A 13,970-nucleotide genomic window follows, 5' to 3' on the forward strand; every position below is an offset into this window, starting at 1 on the left:
AAAGGTGATCTGCGCTCAATAATGGAATCGTTTACATTTAAATTTAGTTTAGCTTAATCTCTATCAAGGTATAAATACAGGGCAATTAGTCAGAATGGACAAAGATGCAGAAACTTTGGGCATGATAAACAGAAGGGAAATGGTAGCGTTCTCACCCATAAATTTAGCGGGAATATCACTGTTAGTGATAGCCACGGCCTGATGCCGTGGGGAAAATGGCATCGGGCCGGGCTGTAGCCAGTAAAGATTCTGTTGTCAGTAAAAAGCTGTAGTCAGCAAAAGATAGTCAGTAAAAATCAGTGAGCGGAATACAGCGGATAGGTAAAGAACAGCAAATGCATTAAATTCAGGCCAAAATGAAAGGCCACGGCCACCCATAAACGGCCACTCCACAGCCATGCCAAACCATAAATCACCCCAGCCAATGCGGCAAATACCATCAATAGTGGGCCGCCTGCCATATGCGCAGCACCGAATAGCAGGGCAGTGAGCAGCAGCGCGGGGTAATTCCCCACACATTGGCTTAGGCGTTGCTGCAAATAGCCGCGAAAGAGTGCTTCTTCGGCCAAACACACAAAAAACACGTTGGCGATAACAAAGGAGCCAACCCATGCTGGCGTGTGCATTTCAACTTTCAAACCACCTAAGGCGACCGCCAGTAGTAGCAATGCCGGGATACTAACAATCAAACTTACCCAGCCGAGCCGCCCGACAGATAGATGCTTTTTCGCAACAAACAAGGTGGGCAGGCAAGCAAGTAAAATAAAGGGTACCAGCGCCTTATCAAGGTTGTAATACATGCTAAAGGCGGCACTGAGCGGCCCAACCTTGACTTTATCTAATATTTTTAGGTTATTAAAACCAGGAACCAGATGCAGGAATAAGGCGATAGCAGCGAGCACTAAGAGCAATTCTAGCCCGGCGGCAAGCCATTTTTGTTGGCGGTATTTCTTTAGCAGCAGGGCAACTATCAGTGTCAGCAGCAAGAACCCCGCAGAGGGTAGGGTCAGAACGCCGTGATAAAGGGCTACAGATAATGATAAAGCCAAAAGAAACAGGGAAAGTACCCGGTTAATTGATAAGAAAAGCAGTGATGCAGCAAGTACGCCCCACATAAATCGTCCCTTTAGTTGTTAAATCCTAACTATTTTAAACCAGATAATCGAAACCATCCCCGCCGTCAGCATGAATCATATCTGACGGCGGGAATAGTAGCATAAATGACTGTAAATAACCCCCGGAATGGGGATGAAAAGAGGTTGTTATTTTTCAGTATAATATAATTATATGAATATTTTAACCGCATTCAGAGGGGCAATTTCTCCTGCTGATATTGATAAATATCACCATCGGGAACAAAGGTCAGCCGGTGGGTAATGCACTGCGGAGCATCTTCTGCATGGTGAGAGACAAACAGCAGTTGAGTTTCCCCCTCGCCGATCATCACATCAATAAAACGTCGCACTAACAAGCGGTTGAGTGGGTCCAAACCTTGTAGCGGCTCATCAAGAATCAATAGTGCGGGGTGCTTGACCAGCGCCCTGGCGATCAGTGCTAAGCGCTGTTGCCCCCAAGATAAACTGTGGAAAGGCTGGTCGGCAGTTGCGGCGGTAAACCCCAGCAAAGCCAGCCATTGATCGGCAAGCTGCTGCTGGCGGTCTGATACCGCCTGATAAATACCAATTGAATCGAAAAAGCCGGATAAAATCACGGTACGCAGGTTAGTGCTGACACGGTAGTCCAAATGCAAGCTACTGCTGACATAACCGATATGGCGCTTGATATCCCAGATGGTTTCCCCGCTGCCACGGCGGCGGCCAAACAGTGTCAAATCATTACTGTAACCTTGTGGATGGTCGCCAGTAATCAGACTGAGTAAAGTTGATTTCCCTGCGCCATTCTGGCCGATAATTTGCCAGTGTTCTCCGGGGTTAACCTGCCAGCTCAGGTTATGCAAAATGGGGCGGTCATTATGTTCAACTACCCCATTACGCAATATAATCAGCGGTTTATCTTGTGGGAGGCGGGGGTGTTGCTGTGGATTTTCCGTCTCGGGCAATAACAAACCATCAATGTTTTCACTGTGTGCCAGTTGAGCAATCAGAGCTTCGGCAAGGATCTGTTGGCGCGGGCCAGTATGGGTCAATTGACAATCGGCGAGCACGCCAACGTGTTGCACAAAATCGGGAATATCATCAAAGCGGTTAAGCACTAAAACCAGTGTGACCCCGTGGGCCGACAGTGTGGACAACATGCCCGCCAACTGGGCGCGGGCGGCCACATCCAGACCGTCAAACGGCTCATCCAGAATCAGCAAGTCGGGTTGCGGCATTAATGCCCGGCACAGCAGTGTTTTGCGGGTTTCGCCGGTCGAAAGATACTTAAAACGGCGTGAGAGTAAGTGGCTGATGCCAAATTGCTCGGCTAACTGTTGGCAACGCGGCGGGTCACTACATTCTTCCTGAATGATTTCGGCCGTGGTACGCCCGGTATCATCTTCATCGACGCTGAGTAAATCGGTGTTATTACGCTGCCATTCTTCGCTGACTAATTGTTGGAGTTGCTCGAAGGACAAGCGCACAATATGGTTGAAATTGCTCTGGCGGCTACCGTTAAGCAGGGTCAGTTCCCCTGATAAGGCTTTGGCCAATGACGATTTTCCACTGCCATTGGCACCGACAAATGCCCAGCTATCGCCAGGTTGTTGCTGAACACCGGAGGAAATAGAAAGCTCGGGCAAGATGAGTGTCTTGGTGTCATTCAGACGAAAACAACCTTGCGATATTTGCAACTCAGACATCACTTTTCCCATATTCTGCAACGTAATAATAGTGTAGGGATAGGTGGTATAGGGTTAAATGTCAACAGGTAAATATCTTGCCCACGGTTAATAACTAATCTGAATTATTTAGCAAAGTGTCGCGATAATGACTCGATCAGCATTGAACTGTGCAATAATTGGGCTGCCCACGCGTAAATTAAGCTTATGCAGTTCACTGTTATTCTGTGTCGAACAGAGGCTAGCACCTCCCGCTAAGGTCAGGATAACTTCGCTGTGCTCATTACCCTGCTCGATACTGCTTACCGTCCCTGGCAGAGAGTTATCGGCTGCACCCGCCAACGCCTGGTCAGTCACCAGCTTTATCCAAGGCGCTTTGATAAGTGCTAATACTTCTTTACCGGTTGTCAGTTGTAGTCGGTCAGCACTTTGCTGGGTTATCGCCGCAGATAGCCGGGTTTTCCCGTCAGATAAAAGAATATTGACGTGTTGCTGGACATGCTGGTGGTCGCGTTCAATCAGGGTACCGAAAAATTGATTACGGGCGCTGGTTTGCAGTGAAAAACGAGAAATGGCCGCGAGTAAACTGTCCAGCGGCATTGAGTCGTCTTTCAGAGTATCAAATGCTTTTTTCTGAATTATCGCAAGTAAATCATAGAGTTGAATTAATCTCTCGCCATAACGGGTCAGAAACGTGCCGCCGCCGCCCTTGCCACCAGTCGCGCGTTCGACCAGTGTTTCCTCTGCCAATGTATTCATTTCATTAATGGCATCCCAGGCACTTTTATAGCTAATTCCGGCGAGTTTCGCGCCCTGACTGATAGATCCTGTATTTTGTATTTGTTTAAGTAATGAAATTCGTCGCGGATCGGCAAACAGTCGCTGCTGAAGTTTTAACGTAAGTAGGATTTCGGCCTGCATGATGATTTGCTCCAGCGGGAAACGGGGGTGATGACTCAACAGTCGGTCTATAGTTAATGAACATCAAGTGGATAGCACCGAGGCTCAAACCGCACTTTTGGCAGGTTACATTCTTTTAGTGTGGGTTAAAATAACTGGATTCATTCATTGGTCATATAAATTACAGCGAATGATATCTATTGGTTATTGTGATAACGTGGTTTATCGCGCTATAAAGTGGTCATGAGAGGTTGATATGTTAGATCTATTGAAAAGTCTGCTCTTTGCTGTGGTCATGGTCCCAGTAGTGATGGCAGTGATTTTGGGCCTGATCTATGGGCTGGGTGAGGTATTTAACATCATCTCCAAAAGCAGTAATAAGAAAGAACGCGCTTAATCTAAAGTCATTAAAATTTTTTGACGTGTTGGTATCCATCTTATAAATGCCTGGCGGAAGAACGCCGGGCATTTTCGTTTTTATCTTTTGCTACATTTCTTGCGCTATCTTGCGACAACTCAAGTTACCTCACATCTTGCCGATAAACTGAATGACCTGCCCGGAGTGTTGCGTTATATTTCAATGTATATAACGATATCACTCATGTGGAGAATAAGATGAAGAATCAATACGGTAAAGTGAATAAATGGGTCGCGAGTGCAGCACTGTTAGCGGCATTTTCCAGTTCGGCCATGGCGGCTGACATGACAGTTTTTGCTGCTGCCTCTTTGACCAATGCGCTGCAAGACATTGCGGCACAGTATAAAAAAGAGAAGCAAGTTGATGTTGTGGCTTCTTATGCATCCTCTTCGACTCTGGCACGGCAGATTGAACAGGGCGCACCGGCGGATTTGTTTATTTCTGCTGACCAGCAATGGATGGATTATGTCATTGATAAACAACAAATGGTGGCTAACACCCGCTATACCTTGTTAGGTAATGAGCTGGTTTTGATCGCGCCAAAAGACAGCAAAATTGATAAAGTCGAGATTGATAAAAAAACCGATTGGAAGAAATTGTTAGAGGGCGGCCGCCTGGCTGTCGGCGATCCTGATCATGTTCCTGCCGGGATTTATGCCAAAGAGTCACTGGAGAATTTAGGTGCCTGGTCAACTTTAGCCCCAGAAATGGCGCGGGCCAATAATGTCCGCAGTGCTATGGCACTGGTCGAACGGGCCGAAGCGCCACTGGGTATCGTCTATGGTTCAGATGCTATTGCCAGCGATAAAGTGAAAGTTGTGGGGGTATTCCCGGCAGCGAGTCATAAGCCGGTTGAATACCCAATGGCGATTGTCAAAGGTCATGAAAATCCTACCGTTACAGCTTTTTATGATTACCTGAAAAGCCCTGCAGCGGCAGTTATTTTCGAAAAATATGGATTTACCACACGCTAATGATATTGAGCGAAGATAATTATTAGTGTTGAATAACATCCGGTAACATCGAATGAATCACGTCAAGCCCTGTAATTGCGGGGCTTTGTGTTTATTGGCATCTAACAACATTGATTGACAGCGAATAATAAACCGGACAAGCTACCGGACAAATAAACGGTTATCCGGTGGCCTCATGAAGTTAACTGATACCAAAGCCCGCAACGCTAAACCTCAAGAAAAAGCCTATCAATTGCAGGATGGTAACGGCCTGTACTTGGATGTGCGCCCCTCTGGTGTAAAGACATGGCGTTATCGCTACTGGATCACGCCTACAAAGGATGGGCGCTACACTATCGGGAGTTACCCTGCCGTATCGTTGGCCGAAGCTCGCCGAGTGCGTGAGTGGGCTAGGGAGCAGGTAAAAAACGGCATTGTTCCCAAGGAAGCAAAAGCAACAGAACGTGACATTGCGAAGGCTGAAAACGCTAACACATTCGAAATAGTGGCCAGAGAGTGGATGGCTAAAAAGTGGGATAACTGGTCAGAGAATACTAAAAGCCAAATAACTGGCTTTATGAATAATGATATTTTCCCTGCTATTGGCTCTATGCCTATGCGAGAAATTAACGCCTCGCATATATTAAAAATAATCAGAGACTTAGAGAGTCGCGGGGCGATTTCTGTTGCGGTTAAAACTCGCCAGTGGTGCTCTGCTATTTTTTGTTATGGCGTCGCTACGCTACGTGCTGATTCTGATCCGGCTGCGGCCCTTAAAGGAGCGATTATCACCCCTAAAGTTGTTCACTCCAGATCACTGACTGGAGATGAACTGCGTGATTATTATATGCGTCTGGAGGGATATGTTGGCAATCGAGCAACTATTATTGCGCTAAAAATGTTGCCATTGGTGTTTGTGCGCCAAGTGGAATTGCGCTCTGCTGAGTGGTCGCATATTGATTTTGATAATGCAGAGTGGGTTATCCCTTCAGGGCTAATGAAAATGCGCCGCGTCCACCGAGTTCCTCTATCAGCACCTGTGCTATCTCTGCTTAATGAGTTGAAAGAATTAACAGGTAAACGTCGCTGGCTTTTCCCAAACACAAGACTGGACACCTTCATGGGGGCATCAACTTTAAACTGGGCTATTGCGCACATGGGGTATGGTCGAAAGGTTATAACAACTCACGATTTCCGCGCTACAGCTTCAACCAGGTTGCATGAAATGGGATATCGGCATGAAGTTATCGAGCGGCAGCTAGCACACGTTGAGAAAAACCGTGTGTCAGCCGCATATAATCACGCCGAGTACATGCCAGAGAGGCGGCAGTTAATGGAAGGGTGGGGCCAGTGGGTTACTGGCCTGCTTGCTTCTGATTCTCCACAATAAGGTTATCAATCCATTCCTGAATCACCGTTGACGGCCAACGAGAGTTGCGCCCGTCTTTAACTGGTTTTGGGAATGTCCCTTCTTTGATGCGCAGGTAGATGGTTGTGCGGTCATACCCTACAGCCTTTTCTACCCGTTCAATTGTTAATAGTTCGCATGTGATCATAATTAGCCGCCTTGCTTATCTGTAGGGTAAAACATTGGTGAACACTCTGACGGATAGCCCGCTTTCCGTATTGCTATAGAGCACATGGCAATAGCAGCGTTGAAATGGTTCGCGGCGTTCAGATCCTCACCCTCAAGCCCTTCGATATCAATCATGGGCGGGAGCATTACCGGCACCATTTCGGTCTTTTTTGTTGGGTCAGTGAGCGTTATGCCGCGAGAGGCTCCACGCCTTACATTGATAGCCCCTTTCTTCTTCAGCGCGGCAATATGGACGCTGGCAGCGTTTGGAGATTTAAACCCCATTCCGTCAGCAATTTCAGTCATTGTCGGGGCCATGCCGTGGGTGTTGATGTATGCCTTAATCAAATCCAGAACTTCCCGCTGTCTCAAAGTTAATTCGCTCATATCACACCGCCCCTATCGCTTGTTGAACCACTCGGTGGCCCTTTTTACGGGGCTTCTTAACCGACTTGAAACTTACCGGTGCTACCTTTGGTCTGGCTGGTGGAGATTCATTTATCCCGTTTCTGATGCGGTATTTTGCCTTGGCTAGCCAGTTAAGGTATTTCGTCCAATCACACCCATCATCAACAATCACAGTGGCCCGCACCTGGGTATCATGGATATCGGCTTGCTTACCCATTGGTAGACTCCTTGCGATACTCCTTTGGCAGGAACTTATTCACATCCCAAACCCAGAACCTGTAGAGCATGGTTTCATAGCTTGGTAGTGCGCTATAAACCTCATGCCCCCGCTCGTGTAATACCTCCATTCGGGCCTTGAACACCCACTCATTCCTGCCGATCATGAGAAAGCAAAAGGCAAGAAAAACGAAACAAAAAATCACGAAGAGGCTTAGTGTTAGCTCCAATTTACCCATTGGTAACCCCCTTGCGATATCCGGCGTCATATAGCATTTCAAGGTACTGTCGAACGCTGGTGGTATCAGGCGCATTGACATACATGACGTGCATTTCATCGACCGCTATATCTCTTTCGGTAGCTTCCTGTGCTGCAATGCTTTCATTCAGACGGTAACCGGCTGCCAATACTGCTTTAGCGATTTTGCCCGGAAGTGGGTTTACCGAATAGAATTCGTCAACCAACACACCAAGTTCAAATTGAAACACCCCGTCTAGTGTTTCCGGCCAGACATCGGTAGGTAGAAAATCCATGCAGTGGTTACCGATGATATTCATTGTCAAATCAGTAATTTCATCAGCGCTGCGCTCTGGCTTCCGATAGTGGGCGGCCCAGATAGCGGTTGTGATATCACCTGGATCACTGCCAGCGGCTTTGATGATGCTTGCCAGTTGGAAAAAGCTATCGTTCATTGCGCACCTCCAGCCACGGTAGAGCCTATATCGGCCCCCATGCTCTCCCATATCTCACGACCGGTCTGCGTCAGGTTGTTACCCTCCAGACACTTTGTCAGCATCTCAATTGCTATTTTTTCCCACTGCAATAAATGCAGTTTTAAAGCTTCCAGATAGTAGGCATCAACCAGTCCACGGACGCCGGACACACCACCTACAATGTCAATGCGAAGGGGGAACTCACCAGCATCCACCATGAAGAAATCACCGCCGTTCTGCTGCTTCACATGGTCATAAATTTCCGCCGAATACTGATTAGCCAGCGCATTCAAACGGAAGTTTTTAGTGATAATCTTCATCGCGTAGCCTCCCGAACAACAACCTTGTAAGCCCTGAGCACCTCCACAGAGCGACCGGAAAGCACGGTTTTCATAAAGAATGAACCCGTTCTGTGTGGGCTGACATCTGCCAGAAGCAGAGTCGTATCAACTACACGGTTATGCTTGTGGAACTCAAACACCGTACTGGTGATCGTGATGCTGGCCACCACGCCCTTGTCTTCATATTTAAATTTCATCAAGTACCCCCTGACAAAGTTCAAAGGCGTTATCACGCAGGGGCATAATTACCAAGAATGGATTCCCATACAGGTGATTGGTGACCGGATCGAGCAGCAACTGACACGGTGCCCCTTTTCCGTAAGGTTTGAACTTTACAGGGCCAAAGCCGCTACCAAACATCAGGTGAGGCAAGGCCAGCAGTTGAGAGGTAAACATGGGGAATTCTTCACACGGCCCTGGATCTGGTGGCAGCACCTTGCTGAAGTCGGGATATTGGCAATCGAGTAGTTCCAGCATGTTTGAACAAATTGGCTTCTCGTTTTCATCGTAATGGACTGCATACCAGTTACTGCCGTCAGCGATAATCGCAGTTATTTCGGCCTCGGCGGCCTCTTCAGGAATGTCGCCATCAAAGATAAACACTCCATCAATATCATTCCCGACTTCACAGCCATGCTCCATCATCACCAGCGCACGACCATCAGTAGCCTTGATATGGGTTGGGGTGATGTACACCCCTTTCAGGTATTCGCGAGTCTCATTCTCTCCAGCGACACAGAGCAGGGCGGCGCGAAGGATACCCGCCAGATACAGCAGTTTGCCCGAGTCCGCTCAACCATTGATCTGGATTCTGGTGGCGAGGGTCATCTGGCCCAATTACTGATGGAACTGGATATCGAGTATTACCAAGGGCCGGAAGATTTCTATCCCATCCACGCTGATCAGTTAGATGGCATGGATATAACAATCGCAATGCCAGACGGCACCACAGAACCGCTGGTTTCTATAAACTTCCCGGAGTAAATCCCATGATTGTTAAACCCGTAGCCGGTCGCACTGTGCGTGACCCGGTAAAGGGCACCTTTTTGCCTGAATCTGGCACAGAGGTTCCTGATAATTCATTTTGGCGTCGTCGTTTAAACGACGGTGATGTAGTGCGAGAGCAGCCTAAAGAGCTTAAACTCGCGCCAGAAACCACCAAGGCGGAGAAAACCAAGTAATGACTATTCCCTTTACTCATATTCCGAGCAATCTTCGGACGCCGCTTTTCTTCGCTGAATTTGATAACTCTCAGGCGAACACGGCAACCACCACGCAACGCACATTAATCATCGGACAGGCGCTGGATTCCAGTACCTTACCTGCTGATGTGCCGGTGCTGGTTTCCTCTGTGGCCACCGTCGCGGGGCTTTGTGGAGCGGGTTCAATGCTGCATGGCCAGATGGCTGCTTATCTGGCGAATGACACCGCCGGTGAAATTTACATTTTGCCACTGAGTGATGCTGAATCCATGGTTGCTGCGGTGGGTAAAATCACGGTAACAACACAGGCATCAGCTACAGGCGTGATTTCACTTTATATCGCGGGTATTCGCGTGCAAGTAGCGGTAGTCGCGACTGATGATGTCAATGCGATCGCAGCAGCGTTGGCCAGTGCCATTGAGGGGCGGCCTGAATTGCCGGTTACAGTTGTCCATACCGGTGAAATTGTATCGACAGGTGCGGTTGTGGTGCTGGCGGCGAAAAATAAAGGTGCGCACGGTAACACCCTTGATTTACGGTTGAACTATCTGGGTAGCGCTGGTGGAGAATCAACACCGGAAAGCCTGGTATTAGCCATCACCCCGATGGCGGGCGGCGCGGGTGCGCCTGAACTAGCTGATGCCCTGGCTAACTTGCAGGACCGAACCTTTGATTTCATCATTAATCCGTACACCGATACGGACTCATTGAATAAAATCAAAGAGTTTCTATCCGACAGCACCGGCCGCTGGAGCTATGCCGAACAGTTGTATGGTCACAGCTTCGCGGCCCAATCCGGGACTTATGGCCAACTGACGGCCGCAGGTGAATTGCGTAATGATCAGCATGCTTCTTTGCTGGGGGTGAACGGTTCACCAACACCCAGTTATATCTGGTCAGCGGCTTATGTTGGCGCTATTGCGCAAAGTCTGCGTAATGACCCCGGACGTCCGCTGCAAACCTTGGCGATCAGTGGCGTACTGGCTCCACCGCTCGCCAGCCGCTTTACCCTGACCGAGCGCAATAATTTGCTGCACAGCGGCATTTCAACAGTGACAGTGGCGGATGACAGCACGGTTCAAGTGGAAAATATCATTACCACATACCAAAAAAACAAGTACGGCGCGGAAGATGACAGCTATTTGCAGATTGAAACCTTATTCCTGCTGATGTTTGTTACTCGATTCCTGCGCACCCAGGTAACGTCGAAATTTGCCCGTATGAAGCTGGCGGCCAATGGTACCCGTTTCGCGCCTGGCTCGGCCATCATTACCCCGAATGTGATCCGCGCGGAGTTGATTGCACAGTACCAGACGTTGGAATTTAACGGCTATGTGCAGGATGCCAAAGGGTTTGCCAAGGGGCTAATTGTGGAAAAGAGCGCCAATAATCCGAACCGTGTTGATGTGCTGTGGACGGGTGTTCTGATTAACCAGTTGCGCATCTTTGCCGTTCTCAATCAATTCCGCCTCCAGGCATCAGCATAAGGATTCATTATTATGGGTGATACATCCAATCGTCTCGCTGGGACAGCGTATGTCACTGTTGACGGCCTGACTATTATGGTGGCGGGGCAATTCAAATACAGCCCGTCAAAATTCAAACGTGAAACGCTCACAGGTATGGATGGAGTGCATGGTTATAAAGAAACCTTTAGCGCCCCGTTTATTTCCTGTCAAATCCGTGACAGTGGCGGCACGTCCATCAGTGATTTTAACGACCAGACTAACGTCAATATTGTGTGTGAGCTGGCCAACGGCAAAACGATTATCGGCAGTGGGATGTGGTCGGTCAACACTCAAGAAGTGGATAGCACTGAGGCGACAGCGGATATTCGCTGGGAGGGTGGTTCAGTGTCGGTGACGGAGAACTAAGATGGCTGAATTAGAACGTACTAAAACAATACCTCTTGTTAAATCCATTTCACATGAGGCCACAAAAACCACTTATGAGGTGATTGAACTCAGTGAGCCGGTATTAATTCAAGTTCAGCAGTTCTATGACGAACAGACCAAATCGGGGTCGCTCAGTGCGATGGGGCTGCTCATTTCCTTAGTGTCTGGCGTACCACGTGAGGCCATCAAAAAAATGGCTTTCACCGACTATAAATCCTGCGAGGTCTACATGATGAGTTTTTTAGCGTACTCCCCGCAGCCGGAGAGTGGGGCGACGAACTAGCGGATGTGACTTATTACTATTCGTGGGGGCCGGGTGATGCCTGGTCCCTAACTTACAGTAAATTAATGTGGTGGCGTCAGCAGGCGGTCAGGATAAACAAGATTAAGGCAGGCAAGAATGGGTAATGCATTTGATTTTGAATTGACCGCAACAGATCAGGCGTCGGCCTCCATTCAGCGTATAGAAGAAGCCGTTAAAAACCTCATCCCTGATCTGGATAAAACCCGTGATGGACTCAAACTGGGCGGGCAGGAATCAGTTGAGGGGATTGATGACCTGAACGCGCGCTTAAAAGGCATGGGGCAGTTTGCCCGCGAAGGTGTTCAGTTTGTGGGTGATTTGGTGCCACCGCTGAAAATGGTGGGGGAAATTGGCAGCAAGGCACTCAGCTTTGGCGCGCTTGGCGCGGTAGGTTATATCGGTTTCAAAGCGGCTCAGGGGTTAAGCGCCGCCGCTGATTCAGCCTATTCGCTTGATGTTGCGGCCAAAAATGCCGGGATGTCCGTTGATGAATTTAGTCGGGTCAGCGGTGCGATGCAGATATTGGGGGTGGATAGCGCCGCAGCTCGTCAATCTGTTGAGGGGCTATACAAGACGTTTAATGACCCCTTGTGGGCACGTAATGACACCACACAGGCGTTGCTGGTTCAGAACGGGATCGTGATTGAGCGCCTCAAAGACGGCACGGCAGATGTCTATAAAACGCTGGACAATGTTGCCAAGATATTTCCTAAACTTTCCCCGCAGACGCAGAAAACGTTAGCGGATGCTTTAGGTCTGGACGCCAACCTTTTGACGTTAATGCGAGAGGGGGTCAGGTACAAAGAGCTACTGACTAAATCAGATACGCTCGGTTTAACAGTAGACCCGGCATTGAATCAGCAACTCACCGAACTAGACCGCACAATAGCCGAGGTGAGCGCGGCGTGGGATGGACTAAAACAGCGTGGACAGAATAAAGTCTATAGTGCCATTTTGTCAGACGGTTCAGTTAAAGACGGGATAGAGGGCGTCACTGATGTCGTTACTAACGGCGTAGACAGTATTTCAGTAGCGCATTTTTTAGGACTAAACAGGGGGAAAGAAGCGGATCAGCTACGCCGTGGTTATAACGACCCAGAATTTTATAAAAACCTGAATGAGTGGGATAAGGTTGGGTCAGATTACGGCATTATGACCGAGGGCTACAGGAAGAAGTATGAGCAATATTATGGCCCCAGAGACGAGGAAGAAAAACAACGGGTTGAGGCAGAGCAGCGTAAAGCAGCAACCCCCGTCAATGCGCCTTACACACTCCCTGACAATCAACAACAAGCAAGGTTAACGCAATTAGAGGCACAGTATGATCTCCCAGCCACTATTCTTGATCGCGTCTATCAGGCTGAGTCTGGGCGAGGTAAAAATCTGTTGTCCCCAAAAGGTGCGCAAGGTCCATTTCAATTTATGCCCCCAACGGGCAGGGATTATGGATTAAATTCCACGGAAGACCGTATGGATTTTAATAAATCCAGTGAAGCCGCCGCAAAATATCTTTCTGATTTACTTAAAATGTTTGATGGTGATGTAAATAAAGCTGTTGCTTCTTATAACTGGGGGCAGGGAAATGTGAAAAATCATGGATTAAGACAGGCACCGGCTGAAACACAAAATTATCTACAAAAAATTATGCCGGGGTTGCCGCCAGTTCATACTCCTACTCCTTATGGTACCCAGACTAATATAAGTGAAGGCCAGCAGATACCTGTTGTATATCCGCGACAAGATGATATTGGGTCTGCTCCTGATGTGTTATCGCCACAGCCACAGACCCCACAGGTTCTACAGCCTACGGGGATAAATAAAGAAATAGTAGACAGAAAGGACCCGACTCCGGCGTTGCTCCCACAGCAACCCATCAATCCGGGTCATGAAAGCACCAATGTCATGGAAAGCATTATTCCAAACAAGCCCGATTCAATTTTAAACCCGACTAATAACAGTGAGCGAGATATCAGTGATACCTCGCAGGGGATAGGAGCGGAAAAGACAGAAATTGAGCTTACGCTGATTTCGGACAAAACCGGCGAACGACAAAAAGTTTCCGTTCAAAAGGGTGCGAAAATATCAACATCAATGAGTTATCCCGCGTAATACCGCAGAAACCATAAACCTCGCTCTGGCGCTGGTGAATCCCCAGAAAAAAGGACAGGCATAGAGAAAATATGATCTACTGATTGTGCAACCAATTCAGCGAGATCAACTCTATGCCTGCCCGTAAAGTATGCCAGAACTTTTTCCGGGGCGCT

General features: G+C 48.4%; 18 protein-coding genes and 1 pseudogene. 9 read left to right on the forward strand and 10 right to left on the reverse strand.

Annotation, left to right across the window (positions count from 1 at the left end; all coding sequences use genetic code 11):
- Positions 1-296 precede the first annotated feature (296 nt).
- The 3 genes from OVO64_RS09995 to modE form a co-directional block, all read right to left on the reverse strand.
- The gene (locus tag OVO64_RS09995; protein WP_038634594.1) at positions 297-1,115 is read right to left on the reverse strand and encodes a CPBP family intramembrane glutamic endopeptidase; all 819 of its coding nucleotides are present in this window, start codon (positions 1,113-1,115) and stop codon (positions 297-299) included.
- A 191-nt stretch (positions 1,116-1,306) separates the two neighbouring features.
- Positions 1,307-2,800: a molybdate ABC transporter ATP-binding protein ModF gene (gene modF / locus OVO64_RS10000; RefSeq protein WP_038634591.1), complete on the reverse strand. Its 1,494-nt coding sequence runs from the start codon at positions 2,798-2,800 to the stop codon at positions 1,307-1,309.
- Positions 2,801-2,908: 108 nt separating this feature from the next.
- Entirely contained in the window at positions 2,909-3,700 is a 792-nt protein-coding gene (gene modE / locus OVO64_RS10005; RefSeq protein ID WP_267248747.1) for a molybdenum-dependent transcriptional regulator, read from the reverse strand.
- A gap of 235 nt (positions 3,701-3,935) precedes the next feature.
- On the opposite strand from modE, the gene OVO64_RS10010 reads away from it, so the two are divergent.
- The 3 genes from OVO64_RS10010 (at position 3,936) to OVO64_RS10020 (ending at position 6,440) form a co-directional block, all read left to right on the forward strand.
- Positions 3,936-4,076 carry an AcrZ family multidrug efflux pump-associated protein gene (locus tag OVO64_RS10010; RefSeq protein WP_038634585.1) on the forward strand — a complete coding sequence of 47 codons (141 nt, stop codon included), beginning with the start codon at positions 3,936-3,938 and terminating at the stop codon, positions 4,074-4,076.
- 218 nt (positions 4,077-4,294) lie between these two features.
- On the forward strand, positions 4,295-5,071 hold the full coding sequence (modA, locus tag OVO64_RS10015; RefSeq protein ID WP_038634582.1) for a molybdate ABC transporter substrate-binding protein: 777 nt from the start codon (positions 4,295-4,297) through the stop codon (positions 5,069-5,071).
- 175 nt (positions 5,072-5,246) lie between these two features.
- Positions 5,247-6,440 carry a tyrosine-type recombinase/integrase gene (locus OVO64_RS10020; protein WP_267248739.1) on the forward strand — a complete coding sequence of 398 codons (1,194 nt, stop codon included), beginning with the start codon at positions 5,247-5,249 and terminating at the stop codon, positions 6,438-6,440.
- Here the strand turns inward: OVO64_RS10020 and OVO64_RS10025 are convergent.
- From OVO64_RS10025 to OVO64_RS10055, 7 genes are all read right to left on the reverse strand, one after another.
- Positions 6,406-6,606: a helix-turn-helix transcriptional regulator gene (locus tag OVO64_RS10025; protein ID WP_025377636.1), complete on the reverse strand. Its 201-nt coding sequence runs from the start codon at positions 6,604-6,606 to the stop codon at positions 6,406-6,408. The genes OVO64_RS10020 and OVO64_RS10025 overlap by 35 nt on opposite strands.
- A gap of 2 nt (positions 6,607-6,608) precedes the next feature.
- A complete protein-coding gene (locus OVO64_RS10030; RefSeq protein ID WP_050322246.1) occupies positions 6,609-7,013 on the reverse strand; it encodes an Rrf2 family transcriptional regulator in 405 nt (134 codons plus the stop codon).
- A gap of 1 nt (position 7,014) precedes the next feature.
- Complete coding sequence (locus OVO64_RS10035) at positions 7,015-7,251, reverse strand: hypothetical protein (protein ID WP_267248740.1); 237 nt, start codon at positions 7,249-7,251, stop codon at positions 7,015-7,017.
- A gap of 230 nt (positions 7,252-7,481) precedes the next feature.
- Complete coding sequence (locus OVO64_RS10040; protein WP_050322244.1) at positions 7,482-7,943, reverse strand: hypothetical protein; 462 nt, start codon at positions 7,941-7,943, stop codon at positions 7,482-7,484.
- Positions 7,940-8,278, reverse strand: coding sequence for a hypothetical protein (locus tag OVO64_RS10045; protein ID WP_267248748.1), 339 nt, complete (start codon positions 8,276-8,278; stop codon positions 7,940-7,942). Before OVO64_RS10045 ends, OVO64_RS10040 begins: the two co-directional genes overlap by 4 nt.
- 2 nt (positions 8,279-8,280) lie before the next feature.
- A complete protein-coding gene (locus OVO64_RS10050; RefSeq protein ID WP_145591605.1) occupies positions 8,281-8,502 on the reverse strand; it encodes a hypothetical protein in 222 nt (73 codons plus the stop codon).
- Positions 8,492-9,001, reverse strand: a complete 510-nt coding sequence (locus OVO64_RS10055; RefSeq protein WP_267248741.1) for a hypothetical protein — start codon at positions 8,999-9,001, stop codon at positions 8,492-8,494. Before OVO64_RS10055 ends, OVO64_RS10050 begins: the two co-directional genes overlap by 11 nt.
- Before the next feature lie 63 nt (positions 9,002-9,064).
- Here OVO64_RS10055 and OVO64_RS10060 point away from each other — a divergent pair.
- The 6 genes and pseudogenes from OVO64_RS10060 to OVO64_RS10085 all read left to right on the forward strand — a co-directional run.
- Positions 9,065-9,289: pseudogene (locus OVO64_RS10060) on the forward strand (ATP-binding protein); the annotation flags it as partial.
- A gap of 5 nt (positions 9,290-9,294) precedes the next feature.
- Positions 9,295-9,486, forward strand: a complete 192-nt coding sequence (locus tag OVO64_RS10065) for a DUF2635 domain-containing protein (RefSeq protein ID WP_267248742.1) — start codon at positions 9,295-9,297, stop codon at positions 9,484-9,486.
- Positions 9,486-10,994: a phage tail sheath subtilisin-like domain-containing protein gene (locus tag OVO64_RS10070; protein ID WP_267248743.1), complete on the forward strand. Its 1,509-nt coding sequence runs from the start codon at positions 9,486-9,488 to the stop codon at positions 10,992-10,994. The genes OVO64_RS10065 and OVO64_RS10070 overlap by 1 nt, the downstream gene beginning before the upstream one ends.
- Positions 10,995-11,006: 12 nt before the next feature.
- Positions 11,007-11,381, forward strand: a complete 375-nt coding sequence (locus OVO64_RS10075; protein WP_049602789.1) for a phage tail tube protein — start codon at positions 11,007-11,009, stop codon at positions 11,379-11,381.
- A gap of 1 nt (position 11,382) precedes the next feature.
- Complete coding sequence (locus OVO64_RS10080; RefSeq protein WP_267248744.1) at positions 11,383-11,685, forward strand: phage tail assembly protein; 303 nt, start codon at positions 11,383-11,385, stop codon at positions 11,683-11,685.
- 117 nt (positions 11,686-11,802) lie between these two features.
- The gene (locus OVO64_RS10085) at positions 11,803-13,815 is read left to right on the forward strand and encodes a lytic transglycosylase domain-containing protein (RefSeq protein WP_267248745.1); all 2,013 of its coding nucleotides are present in this window, start codon (positions 11,803-11,805) and stop codon (positions 13,813-13,815) included.
- Positions 13,816-13,970: the final 155 nt, after the last annotated feature.

Source organism: Yersinia sp. Marseille-Q5920 (assembly GCF_946902935.1).
In the GTDB taxonomy this organism is placed as follows: domain Bacteria; phylum Pseudomonadota; class Gammaproteobacteria; order Enterobacterales; family Enterobacteriaceae; genus Yersinia; species Yersinia rochesterensis.